This window comes from Streptomyces sp. WM6372, assembly GCF_001279655.1.
Lineage (GTDB): Bacteria > Actinomycetota > Actinomycetes > Streptomycetales > Streptomycetaceae > Streptomyces.
Window position 1 is genome coordinate 52,544 of the sequence record NZ_LGDB01000208.1, and the last position, 11,311, is coordinate 63,854.

Below are 11,311 nucleotides of genomic sequence, written 5' to 3' on the forward strand. Positions count from 1 at the left end.
CACGTGTGCGCGCGGGCGGCGGGGCACGAACCATTGACGACTACGGAGGGGGCATGAGCCCGGTGGGCGACTACGCGACGCAGCTGGTGGTCGGGGTCGGCGGACGCGCGGGGGTGTCCGTGGCGGAGGTCTGCGCCCTCGTCGAGGAGACGCTGCGGGGCGCCGGGCTGACCGCCGGGGCGGTGAAGGCGCTGGCCACGGTGGAGTCGAAGGCGGGCGAGGCGGGGATCACGGGCGCGGCGGAACGTTTCGGCGTACCCCTGCTCAGCTATCCCGCCGAGGAGTTGGCCGCGATCCCCGTACCGCACCCCTCCGACGCGGTGCGCGATGTGGCCGGTACCTCCTCGGTGGCGGAGGCCGCGGCGCTCGCGGGCGGCGGGGAGCTGCTGGTGCCGAAGCGCCGGTCGGTGGCGGCGACCTGCGCCGTGGCCACGGCGCAGGCGCACGACCTGCGCCATCACGGGGACGCGGAGGTGCGCGGCAACGGCGGAGCGCTGGTGGACCTCGCGGTCAACGTACGGGCGCACACCCCGCCGGACTGGCTCAAGCAGCGCATCGCGGCTTCGCTCGACGCCCTCGCCGCGTATCCCGACGGGCGGGCGGCCCGCGCGGCGGTGGCGGCCCGGCACGGGCTGGCGGCCGATCGGGTGCTGTTGACGGCGGGGGCCGCGGAGGCGTTCGTACTGATCGCGCGGGCCCTGGGCGCGCAGCGGCCGGTGGTGGTGCACCCGCAGTTCACGGAGCCGGAGGCGGCGCTGCGCGACGCGGGGCACACGGTGGAGCGGGTGGTGCTGCGGGCGGCGGACGGGTTCCGGCTGGACCCGGAGGCGGTGCCCGGGGACGCGGACCTGGTGGTGGTCGGCAATCCGACCAACCCGACGTCGGTCCTGCACCCGGCGGCGGTGCTGACGGCGCTGGCCCGGCCGGGCCGGATCCTGGTCGTGGACGAGGCGTTCATGGACGCGGTACCGGGTGAGCGGGAGGCGCTGGCCGGGCGGACGGACGTGCCGGGTCTGGTGGTGCTGCGGAGCCTGACCAAGACGTGGGGGCTGGCGGGGCTGCGGATCGGCTACGTGCTGGCCGAGCCGCAGGTGATCGCGAAGCTGGCGGCGGCGCAGCCGCTGTGGCCGGTGTCGACGCCGGCCCTGGTGGCGGCGGAGGCCTGTGTGACCCCGGCGGCGCTGGCGGAGGCGGAGGACGCGGCCCGGCAGATGGCGGTGGACCGGGCGCATCTGCTGGCGGGGCTCGCGGAGTTCGAGGAGATCACCGTGTCGGGGGTGGCGGAGGGGCCGTTCGTCCTGATCCAGGTGGCGGGCGGCGCGGAGATCCGCACCCGGCTGCGCGCCCTGGGCTTCGCGGTCCGCCGCGGGGACACCTTCCCGGGCCTGGACCAGTCCTGGCTCCGGCTGGCGGTCCGCGACCGGGCCACGACGGGCCGCCTCCTCCAGGCCCTGGACCACGCCCTGGCGCTGACGGCCCGCTGACGGCCCGCAGGTCAGGGGTGTGGGCCGCCCCCACCTGCGGCGGGCGGCCCACACCCCTGACCTGCGGCGCCGAGGCTATCCGGACGCTCCGGCTCCGTTGGCGGGGCGGCCGGAGGTAGGCGATGATCTCGGCATCTGCAGGGAAGCCCCGGGGGGACCGGAATGAAGAAGACAGCCAGCACGGCTTTGGCCGTGGCCGCCGTGGCGGCCATAGCCGGCGGGATCCTCGCCCTGCCGGGCCTGCTCGACCACGGCAAGGACGCCGGGGAGCAGCAGCTCCGGGCCAAGCCCGGCCAGGGCAAGACGGGCCAGGGCAAGGCGAGCCCCGCGGCGCCCGCCGGCGCCAAGCCGTTCACGCTGGTCGCGACCGGCGACATCATCCCGTACCCGTCGATCGTCCAGCGGGCCGCGGACGATGCCCGGGGCAGCGGCGAGAGCCACGACTTCCGGAAGATACTCGCGGGGGTCAAGCCCCTGGTGGCCGCCGCCGACCTGGCGATATGCCACCACGAGATACCGTACGGCCGGCCCGGCGGCCCCTACACCGGATATCCCGCCTTCAAGGCCCCGCACCAGCTGGCCGACGCCCTGAAGGACGCCGGGTACGACAGCTGCTCGACCGGCTCGAACCACACCCTGGACGACGGCTACGACGGTCTCGTCCGCACCCTGGAGCACCTCGACCGGGTCGGTATCAAGCACGTCGGCTCGGCCCGCAGCGCCGATGAGGCCAAGGCCCCGGCGGTGCTCTCCGCCGGCGGCGCCAAGGTCGCCCAGCTGGACTACACGTACGGGACGAACGGCATCCCGCTGCCGGCCGGCAAGCCCTGGTCCGTCAACCTGATCGACCAGAACCGGATCGTCGCCGACGCCCGCGCGGCCCGGGCGGCCGGCGCGCACGTCGTCGTCCTCAGCGTCCACTGGGGCACCGAGTGGCAGACGGCGCCCGACCAGCAGCAGCGAGATCTGGCGCAGGCGCTGACCGCCTCGCGCGGCCCGGACGGGCTCCCCGACATCGACCTGATCATCGGGACGCACAACCACGTGCCGCAGCCGTACGAGAAGATCAACGGCACGTGGGTCGTCTTCGGCATGGGCGACCAGATCGCCAGCTTCTACGAGGCCGACAAGGCCCGGGGCAACATGTCCTCGATCCCGCGCTTCACGTTCACCCCGTCGGCCGCCCACCCCGGCCGCTGGGACGTGACCAAGGCCGAGTACCTCACGCAGTACTCGGACATGAACCCGCCGTTCCGCGTCGTCTGCACGTCCTGCGCCGCCTCCGACCCGGGGCTCGGGGCCGCCGCGAAGTCCGCGTACGCCGCCGTCGACAAGCAGGTCAGTGAGGCGGTGCTGGCGCGCGGAGCGGACAAGCAGGGCCTGGAGCGCGCCACCCGCTGAGCGCTCCCGGCGGGACCGTCTCCCGCGCGGGGCGGCGAGGTCACGAGGTGCGGCCGCGCCGGGTCACGACCAGTGCTGCCGCCCCGATGCCGAGCAGGACCAGCGCACCGCCCGCGACGTACGGGGTCACCGAACCGCCGCCGGTCTCCGCCAGGTTGGCCTCGGTGGTGATGCCGGCGCCGGTGCCGGAGGCCGCCGTCTGCGCCTTGACGTCGGTCTTCGCCGAGGGCTCGGGGGCCGGCGCCCCGGCCGGGGATTCGCAGTGCGCCTCGGCGAGCACGATCTCGCCCTCGACCTGGGCCACGTTCAGGTCCAGCGGGTTCACGGACACCTTCAGCCGGAGCGCGGCCGCGGCGGCGGTGGTGGAGGTGGTCTGGGTACCGGAGAGCTCCAGGCTGACCATGCCGACCTTGGGGATCTCGACCTTGGTCGGGCCTCCGGCCGAGAGGGTGACCTTCTTGCCGAGCACGGTGACCGACCCCAGCACGTTCGAGCCGGCCACGGGCTTCTTGCCCGCCTCGCACACGGCCTTGGAGGTGACCTTCTCCACCTGGATCAGGGAGAGCGCCGGCAGCCCCGGCACGTGCACCTTGGCGTGGGCCAGGCTGGCCTCCGCCTCGGCGCGGTTCTTGTCGGCGGTGGCCTTGGAGGTGGCCACGTCGGCGCTCAGCACGCTCACCGGCTGCCCTCCCTCGACCCCGTCCAGGGTCACGGAGAGTGCGGTCTTCTGTGCCGTCGCGGGGGCGCTGACCTCGTTGAGGGTGGTCGTCAGCGGCAGGTGGACGGTCTTGTCGAGCAGGCCCACGTCGAGGCCGGCGCGCAGGACGACCGCGCCGGCCTTGCCCTCGCCCCCACCCGTGGAGCCGCCGCCTCCGGTGGCGAGGGCGGGCGGGGCGGTGAGCAGGGCGACCGCTCCCGTGGCGATCAGGACGGCTGCGGGCATGCGGAAGGCGTTGCTGTTCAAGGTGGTGGAACCCCCGGGGAGATGGGAGCCGTCGCGCCGCCAATGGGGGACATCGCGCGCCGACGGCCTCTAACCCTGGGAATTTTTACGCACGGAGAGTGAAGGGGCGGCAACCTGACGCGAGTTCACCCCAATGGGTGGTTTTCATGCATGTATTCGATTAATTGCGCATCACGAGGAACGGGAGTTCTTTTCCGCCACACTTCCGCGGGGAATGCGCCGACGCCGGTGCCCCGTGCGGCCGTTCATAACGACCGCCGGGGCACCGGCGTCACGCGACACGTCAACCCGCCCGCCTACCGGCCCGTCAACCGTGCGCCAACCGCGCCCTCAGGCCCGGACCTTGCCGTTCACGACCACGCGCCGCGGCTGCGCCAGCGCCCGTACGTCGGCCCGCGGGTCGACGTCGTAGACCACCAGGTCCGCCGGCGCCCCCTCGGACAGGCCCGGCCTGCCGAGCCACTCGCGCGCCGCCCACGTCGTCGCCGAGAGCGCCTCCAGGGCCGGGATCCCGGCCCGCACCAGCTCCGCGACCTCGGCCGCGACCAGGCCGTGCGGCAGGGAACCCCCCGCGTCGGTGCCGACGTACACGCCGATGCCCGCGTCGTAGGCGGCCCGGACGGTGTCGTACCGGCGCTCGTGCAACCGCCTCATGTGCGCCGACCAGCGAGGGAACTTGGCGTCGCCGCCCGCCGCCATCTTCGGGAACGTCGCGATGTTCACGAGGGTCGGGACGATCGCCACCCCGCGCTCCGCGAACAGCGGGATGGTGTCCTCCGTGAGTCCGGTGGCGTGCTCGACGCAGTCGATGCCCGCCTCGACCAGGTCCCGCAGCGAGTCCTCCGCGAAGCAGTGCGCAGTGACGCGCGCGCCGAGCCGGTGCGCCTCGGCGATGGCCGCCTCGACCTCGGCCCGCGGCCAGCAGGGCGCCAGGTCCCCGACCTCGCGGTCGATCCAGTCCCCCACCAGCTTGACCCAGCCGTCGCCGCGCCGCGCCTCGCGGCCCACGTACGCGACGAGGTCGGCCGGCTCGATCTCGTGGGCGAAGTTGCGGATGTAGCGGCGCGGGCGGGCGATGTGGCGGCCGGCCCGGATGATCTTCGGCAGGTCCTCGCGGTCGTCGATCCAGCGGGTGTCGGAGGGGGATCCGGCGTCGCGGATGAGCAGGGTGCCGGCGTCGCGGTCGGTCAGCGCCTGGCGTTCGGCGGTCTCCGCGTCGACCGGGCCGTGGGCGTCGAGCCCCACGTGGCAGTGTGCGTCGACCAGGCCGGGCAGGGCCCAGCCGGACACCGTCGTGATCTCGCGGGCCCCGCGCGGGCGTTCGTACGAGATCCGGCCGCCGACCACCCAGAGCTCGTCGCGCGCGTCGTCGGGTCCGACGAGCACACGCCCCTTCACATGCAGCACGTCATCGGTCATGTTCCGCACTGTACGTGCGGTCTCGGTACGCTCGTGCGGGTAGCCCCCGGACGCAGCGGACGAAGAGAGAGCACCACCGTGACCCACCCCCTGCTGGACCTCCCGCCGCTCACGGCGGAGCACTTCGCGTCGATCGAGCAGGGGGTCGCGGACCTCCTCTCCACCCGGCACGAAGTGGTGATCACGCAGGGCGAGGCGCTGCTGCCGCTGGAGGGGTGCATCCGGTCGGGTGCGCGGCCCGGTTCGACGGCGCTGAACGTGGTGACCGGCCCGTACGGGAACACCTTCGGCAACTGGCTGCGCGACTGCGGGGCGGGCGTGGTGGACCTGGCGGTGCCGTTCGACACGGCGGTGACGGCCGAGCAGGTGGCCCGGGCGCTGGCCGAGCACCCGCGGATCGACTTCGTCTCTCTGGTCCACGCGGAGGCGGCGACCGGGAACACCAACCCGGTGGCGGAGATCGGCGAGGTGGTACGGGCCCACGGGGCGCTGTTCATGCTGGACGCGGTGGCGTCGGTGGGCGCGGAGCCGCTGCTGCCGGACGCGTGGGGCGTGGACCTGTGCGTGATCGGCGCCCAGAAGGCGATGGGCGGCCCGGCGGGGGTCTCGGCGGTGTCGGTGTCGGAGCGCGCGTGGACCCGGTTCGCGCAGAACCCGGCCGCCCCGCGCCGCTCGTACCTCTCCCTGCTGGACTGGAAGGAGCGCTGGATCGACGCGGGCCGCACGGCGCTGCCGCACGCCCCGGCGCAGCTGGAGATGCTGGCGCTGGAGGCCTGCCTGGACCGGATCGCGACCGAGGGGCTGTCGGCGGTGATGGCCCGGCACTCCGCCGCCGCCGCGGCGACCCGCGCGGGCGCGCAGCCGCTGGGCCTCGCCCCGTACGTCACCCGTCCCGAGGAGGCGGCTCCGGTGGCCACCACGCTCCGGGTGCCGGAGGCCTCCCTGGTCGCGTCGAAGGCGCTGGCCGCCGCCCCCGCGGCCCCCGTGACGGCGGCCGGGGACATGATCCGCGTCAACCACTACGGCCGGGCGGCGTCCTTGGAGGCCGTCCTCACGTCCCTGACGGCCCTGGCCACGGCCCTCGGAACGGATCCCGCCGATGCCCTGGCCGCCGCGGAAGCCGCCTGGTCGGAAACCCTGCACTGACCGGGTGGCCCGGGGCCGGAGCCCCGGGCCACCCGGTGCGGGCCGGGCCACCCGGTGCGGCCTCGGTCAGGCCTGGGGGGCCGGGCAGGCGCCTTCCGGGGTGCAGGCCTCGGCTCCGGCGGCGGGCTCGGGGACCTCGCGGCCGGCCCAGGCCTGTTCCAGGGCCTGGGTGAAGACCTCGGCGGGCTGGCCGCCGGAGATCCCGTAGCGGCGGTCGAGGACGAAGAACGGCACGGCGTTGGCGCCGAGTTCCGCCGCCTCGCGCTCGTCCGCCCGCACCTCGGCGGCGTAAGCGGTGTCGTCCGCGAGGACCGTACGGGCCTCGGCCTCGTCCAGGCCCGCCTCGACCGCCAGGGCGACCAGCACCTCGGCGTCGAACACCGAGCGCTCCTCCGCGAAGTTCGCCCGGTAGGCGAGGTCGAGCAGCTCCTCCTGGCGGCCGCGGGCGGCGGCCAGGTGCAGCAGGCGGTGGATGTCGAAGGTGTTGCCGTGGTCGCGGCCGTCGGTGCGGTACGTCAGTCCCTCCGCCCGCGCGCTCGCGGCGACGTGCTCCTCCATGCCGCGCGCCTCGTCGAGGGTGCGGCCGTACTTCTTGGCGAGCATCTCCAGGACGGGCGCCGTCGTGCCCTTGGGGCTGTTCGGGTCGAGCTCGAAGGACCGGAAGACGACCTCCACCTCGTCGCGGTGCGCGAACTCGGCCAGCCCCTTCGTGAACCGGGCCTTGCCGATGTAGCACCAGGGGCAGGCGATGTCGCTCCAGATCTCGACGCGCATGATCCTTTATCTCTCCTTGTTCCGGGATGGGACGGTTTCGGCTTCAACCACCTGTCGGGGCGTCGCATTCCCCGGACCCGACGCTGAGCCACAGCGTGAGGTGCGAGCCGGACCGCTCCGCGCCCGCCGCCGGATCCGGATGCCAGCCCTGGCGGGCGTAGAAGGCCTGGGCCCGCAGGTTGTGTTCGTAGACCTCCAAGCGGACCCGGCCGATCCCGGCCCGCCGCCACGCGTCGACGCAGGCGGCGTGCAGGGCGGCCCCGGTGCCCCGACGCCAGTGGACCGGGTCCACGTGCAGCTGGGTGAGGGTGGTCTCGCCGTCCGTCGTCCGGAAGGCGGCGACCCCCGTGAGCTCCCCGTCCTGCTCCGCGCACAGCACCCCGCCCTCGCCCGCGGCCCGGGCGACCGCCAGCGACCAGCCCTCGCGCGTCCGCGCGAGTTCGGCTTCACCCGCGTAGGCGTCCTCGGGGATGCGGCCGCGGTAGTAGGTGGCCCGGGCCCGGGTGTGGAGGGCCGCTATGGCATCGAGATCTGCGGGTAGCGCGGTTCTGATCATGGGAAAGGGAACGCGCCGGGAGCCATGTCGGTTCCCGGCGCGTCGTGGAGCGGGCGGCGCGGCTACTTCTTCAGCCACGCCTCCATCATCTTCTGGGCGATGGGGGCGGCGAGCTTGCCGCCGCCGATCTCGGAGCGGTCGGTGTCCGAGTTCTCGATCACCACGGCAACGGCGATCTGCTTGCCGCCGAGCTTGCCGTACGAGGTGAACCAGGCCAGCGGCGGCAGGCTGTTGTTCACGCCGCGCTGCGCGGTACCGGTCTTGCCGCCCACCTCGGCGCCCGCCACCTGCGCGGGCTTGCCGCCGCCCTCGGTGGCGACCGTCCGCATGGCGTCCTGGAGCATCGAGGCGGTCTTGGCCTTCATGACCTGATCGGACTTCGGGTCCTTGAAGCTCTCCAGCACGTTGCCGTTCGCGTCGGTGACCTCGGAGACCGAGTGCGGGGCGACGAGCTTGCCGCCGTTCTCGATCGCGGCGGTCACCATCGCCATCTGGAGCGGGGTGGCCTGCACGTCGAACTGGCCGATACCCGTCTGTGCGACCTGGTCGACGGACATCTTGTTCGTCGGGTACTTGCTCGCCGGGCGGGCGGTGACGGGCGTCGCGGTCTCGGTGTTGAAGCCGAGCTTCTCGGCCATCGCCCGCATCTTGTCCTGGCCGAGCTGGTGCGCCAGCTCCGCGAAGACGTTGTTGCAGGACAGCCGCAGCGCGGTGCGCGCCGAGACGTTGTTGCAGGCGGCGGAGCCCGCCTCGCTGGGCAGCTGGGTCCGGGTCCCGGGGATCGTGTACGGGTCCGGGGTGCCGGTCGGCGCGTCGAGGTTGGTGACCAGCCCGTTCTCGATGGCCGCCGCGAGGGTGACCAGCTTGAAGGTGGAGCCGGGCGCCTGCGGCTTGCGCAGGGCCACGTTCTCCAGGGCCTTGCCCTTGTCCTCGATCAGCTTCTCCCAGGCCGCCTTGTCGTTGGCGCCGGCGATGCTGCCCGGGTCGAAGGAGGGGTTGTTCACGATCGCGAGGATCTCGCCGGTCGCCGGGTCGATGGCGACGGCGGAGCCCTGCTTGCCCTGGAGCGCGTCGTACGCGGCCTTCTGCACGTCCTTGTCGACGGTGGTTAGCACGTTGCCCGGCGCGGCCCGCTTGTTGGTGAGCATGTCCATCACCGTCTTGAGCCGGTCGTCGGACCCGTTGAGGATCTTCTTGTAGACGCCCTCCAGCATGCTCGTACCGAAGGCCTGGGAGCTGTAGCCGGTGAGCGGCGCGTAGAGCGGGCCGTCGACGTACGTGCGCTTGTAGCCGAAGTCCTTTCCGTCCGTCTTCACCGAGCCGGTGATCGCCTCCCCGCCCACGATGATGTTGCCCAGCGGGTTCTCGTACTGCCCGATGAGGTTCCGCCGGTTGTTCTCGTTGTCCGCGAGGGCCTGGCCTTGGTAGGCCTGCACCCAGGTGACCCGCACCAAAAGGGCCAGCACCAGGAGCAGACAGAAGACCGACGCACGCCTGATCGTTTTGTTCATCCCCCAGAAGGACGTGCCAAGGCCCCCGAGCGTTCCGCTCTGCCCCGATTGTGGCCGGGTTCTCAGTCTTTCTTCATGAAGCCGCCCTCGTAGGCCGCGATGACCGCCTGGGTGCGGTCGCGGGACCCGGTCTTGGAGAGGACCGCGGCGACGTGGGTCTTGACCGTCTGCGGGCCGACGCCGAGGCGCTCGCTCATCTCGTGGTTGGACAGTCCGGTGGCCATCAGGCGCAGGACGTCGGCCTCCCGGCCGGTGAGCCGCGCCACCCAGGGGGCGGCGGAGCCCCGGCCGCCAGGCGCGTGGGACGCGGCCAGGGCGCGGACGGCGGCCGGGAAGAGCAGGCTGTCGCCGCGGGCGACGAGACGGACCGCGCCGATCAGCTCGTCGGGTTCGGCCCGCTTCAGGAGAAAACCGGCGGCGCCCGCGCGCAGCGCGTCGTAGACGTACGCGTCGTTCTCGAAGGTGGTGACGACCACGATCCGGGGCGGCTCTGCCAGGGTGGCGATGATCTGCTCGGTGGCCCGGATGCCGTCGATCTCGGGCATCCGGACGTCCATCAGCACCACGTCGGGGGCCAGGGAGCGGACCAGCGGGACGGCCTCGGCGCCCGTGGCCGCCTCGCCGACGACCTCCAGATCGGGTTCGGCTTCGAGGATGACGCGCAGCGCGGTGCGGACCATCCGCTCGTCGTCGGCGAGCACGATGCGCAGCGGCGTCCGGCGCGCGGCGGTCACCGGGAGCCTCCGCCGAGCGGGAGGACGGCCCGCAGCCGCCACTGCCCCCGGTACGGGCCGGCTTCGACGCGGCCGCCGAGCAGGGTGGCCCGCTCGGCGGCGCCGCGCAGCCCGCGCCCCCCGGTGGTACGGGGCTGCGGCCCGGCGGCCGGGCCCGGTGGGTTGGTCATGGTGATCTCCAGTTCACGAGGGGTGCCCGCTTCCGCGGCCCGTACGGCGATCCGCAGCTCGACGGGGCCCGTGCCGTGGCGCAGGGCGTTGCTCAGGGCCTCCTGGACGATCCGGTACGCCTCGCGGGAGGCGATCGCCGGAAGCTGTTCCCAGTTCCCGGCCGGTCCGGGGTCCTGGTGGGCGGTGACGGTGGTCCCGGCCGCCCGGGTGCGGGCCAGCAGCCCGTCGAGGTCGGCGGCGAGGGTCGGGGCGGGCGCGGCGTCGGCCCGGGCCGGGTCCGCGTCCCGCAGCAGGCCGAGCACGGCGTCGAGCTCGCCCACCGTCCGCCGCGTGGTGTCCTCGATGGCGGCCAGTGCCTCCCGTACGAACCCGGGGTCGCTGTCGAGCACCCGCCGGGCGGCGACCGCCTGGAGGGTGACGGCGCTGAGGGCGTGCCCGACCGCGTCGTGCAGCTCCCGGGCCAGCCGGTTGCGCACGGCCAGGTCGGCGGCCCGCTCCTCGGCCTCGGCCAGCCGGTCCGCCGCCGTCGGCCCGAGCAGCACGGGCGCCATCCGGGCCAGCAGCGCACCGGCCCCGGCGGAGCACAGGGCCAGCCCGCCCAGCAGCCCGATCCCGAGCAGCGGAGCGACGTACGGCGATGCGCCGGTGCCGAACCAGCCCGTCCCCCACTCGGCGGTCCGCAGCCCGCTCACGAACGGTAGAGCGATCAGCACCACCGCCATGGGCGGTACCGCGAGGCTCATCCCGCTGAGCACCGCGCCGACCCCCAGGTGCAGGGTCCACCAGGCCGAGGTCCGCCCCCGCGCCGCCCAGGACCGGGCCGGCCCCTCGGCCAGCCGCCCGTCCGGCACCCCGCACAGGGCCCGTACCGCGCCGGCCGACAGCGGCCGGACGAGTCCGAACACGGCGGTCGCGGCCACCAGCGGCAGGGACAGCCCGTACGAGGCGAGGGTCAGCGCAGTGGAGCCGAAGACGTTGCCCCGGCCGGACCAGACGCCGACCACCACCTGGGCGAGGAGGAAGTACGGCATCAGCAGGGCCCCGCCGAGGATCAGGTGCACCCAGCGCAGCCGGGCCCGCGCCCCCAGCACCAGGCCCGCACCGGCCCGCATCCCCGTCCCCATCCCCTCACCCCCCGGCATCCCCCGACC

At 73.9% G+C, this 11,311-nt stretch carries 10 protein-coding genes; 3 read left to right on the forward strand and 7 right to left on the reverse strand.

Annotated elements, in window-relative coordinates:
- Nucleotides 1–53: 53 nt before the first annotated feature.
- Together cobC and ADK52_RS27885 are read left to right on the forward strand one after the other, a co-directional pair.
- On the forward strand, nt 54–1,484 hold the full coding sequence (gene cobC, locus ADK52_RS27880; protein WP_078988653.1) for an Rv2231c family pyridoxal phosphate-dependent protein CobC: 1,431 nt from the start codon (nt 54–56) through the stop codon (nt 1,482–1,484).
- 162 nt (nt 1,485–1,646) lie between these two features.
- Entirely contained in the window at nt 1,647–2,885 is a 1,239-nt protein-coding gene (locus ADK52_RS27885) for a CapA family protein (protein WP_078988654.1), read from the forward strand.
- A 40-nt stretch (nt 2,886–2,925) separates the two neighbouring features.
- Here ADK52_RS27885 and ADK52_RS27890 read toward each other — a convergent pair whose 3' ends face one another.
- Together ADK52_RS27890 and ADK52_RS27895 are read right to left on the reverse strand one after the other, a co-directional pair.
- Nucleotides 2,926–3,849 (reverse strand): SCO1860 family LAETG-anchored protein, encoded by a 924-nt coding sequence (locus tag ADK52_RS27890; protein WP_053692596.1) that lies wholly within the window; start codon nt 3,847–3,849, stop codon nt 2,926–2,928.
- A 330-nt stretch (nt 3,850–4,179) separates the two neighbouring features.
- Complete coding sequence (locus ADK52_RS27895) at nt 4,180–5,268, reverse strand: amidohydrolase family protein (protein WP_053692597.1); 1,089 nt, start codon at nt 5,266–5,268, stop codon at nt 4,180–4,182.
- Between the two features lie 78 nt (nt 5,269–5,346).
- Here ADK52_RS27895 and ADK52_RS27900 point away from each other — a divergent pair, with 78 nt between their 5' ends.
- The gene (locus ADK52_RS27900; protein ID WP_053692598.1) at nt 5,347–6,414 is read left to right on the forward strand and encodes a pyridoxal-phosphate-dependent aminotransferase family protein; all 1,068 of its coding nucleotides are present in this window, start codon (nt 5,347–5,349) and stop codon (nt 6,412–6,414) included.
- 66 nt (nt 6,415–6,480) lie between these two features.
- Here the strand turns inward: ADK52_RS27900 and ADK52_RS27905 are convergent, their stop codons facing one another.
- The 5 genes from ADK52_RS27905 to ADK52_RS27925 form a co-directional block, all read right to left on the reverse strand.
- Nucleotides 6,481–7,188 carry a DsbA family oxidoreductase gene (locus tag ADK52_RS27905; protein ID WP_053692599.1) on the reverse strand — a complete coding sequence of 236 codons (708 nt, stop codon included), beginning with the start codon at nt 7,186–7,188 and terminating at the stop codon, nt 6,481–6,483.
- A 43-nt stretch (nt 7,189–7,231) separates the two neighbouring features.
- The gene (locus tag ADK52_RS27910; protein ID WP_053692600.1) at nt 7,232–7,744 is read right to left on the reverse strand and encodes a GNAT family N-acetyltransferase; all 513 of its coding nucleotides are present in this window, start codon (nt 7,742–7,744) and stop codon (nt 7,232–7,234) included.
- A gap of 62 nt (nt 7,745–7,806) precedes the next feature.
- A complete protein-coding gene (locus ADK52_RS27915; RefSeq protein WP_053692601.1) occupies nt 7,807–9,255 on the reverse strand; it encodes a peptidoglycan D,D-transpeptidase FtsI family protein in 1,449 nt (482 codons plus the stop codon).
- A 62-nt stretch (nt 9,256–9,317) separates the two neighbouring features.
- Nucleotides 9,318–9,935 (reverse strand): response regulator transcription factor, encoded by a 618-nt coding sequence (locus ADK52_RS27920; protein ID WP_053692614.1) that lies wholly within the window; start codon nt 9,933–9,935, stop codon nt 9,318–9,320.
- Between the two features lie 50 nt (nt 9,936–9,985).
- Nucleotides 9,986–11,311: sensor histidine kinase (locus ADK52_RS27925; protein ID WP_420714939.1), on the reverse strand; the 1,326-nt coding region annotated here is incomplete at its 5' end.

Excerpts from the sequence above, each read along its gene's own strand:
- cobC (WP_078988653.1), top strand. The coding sequence starts at position 54 with ATGAGCCCGGTGGGCGACTACGCGACGCAGCTGGTGGTCGGGGTCGGC.
- ADK52_RS27885 (WP_078988654.1), top strand. The coding sequence starts at position 1,647 with ATGAAGAAGACAGCCAGCACGGCTTTGGCCGTGGCCGCCGTGGCGGCC.
- ADK52_RS27895 (WP_053692597.1), bottom strand. The coding sequence starts at position 5,268 with ATGACCGATGACGTGCTGCATGTGAAGGGGCGTGTGCTCGTCGGACCC.
- ADK52_RS27905 (WP_053692599.1), bottom strand. The coding sequence starts at position 7,188 with ATGCGCGTCGAGATCTGGAGCGACATCGCCTGCCCCTGGTGCTACATC.
- ADK52_RS27910 (WP_053692600.1), bottom strand. The coding sequence starts at position 7,744 with ATGATCAGAACCGCGCTACCCGCAGATCTCGATGCCATAGCGGCCCTC.
- ADK52_RS27915 (WP_053692601.1), bottom strand. The coding sequence starts at position 9,255 with ATGAACAAAACGATCAGGCGTGCGTCGGTCTTCTGTCTGCTCCTGGTG.
- ADK52_RS27920 (WP_053692614.1), bottom strand. The coding sequence starts at position 9,935 with ATGGTCCGCACCGCGCTGCGCGTCATCCTCGAAGCCGAACCCGATCTG.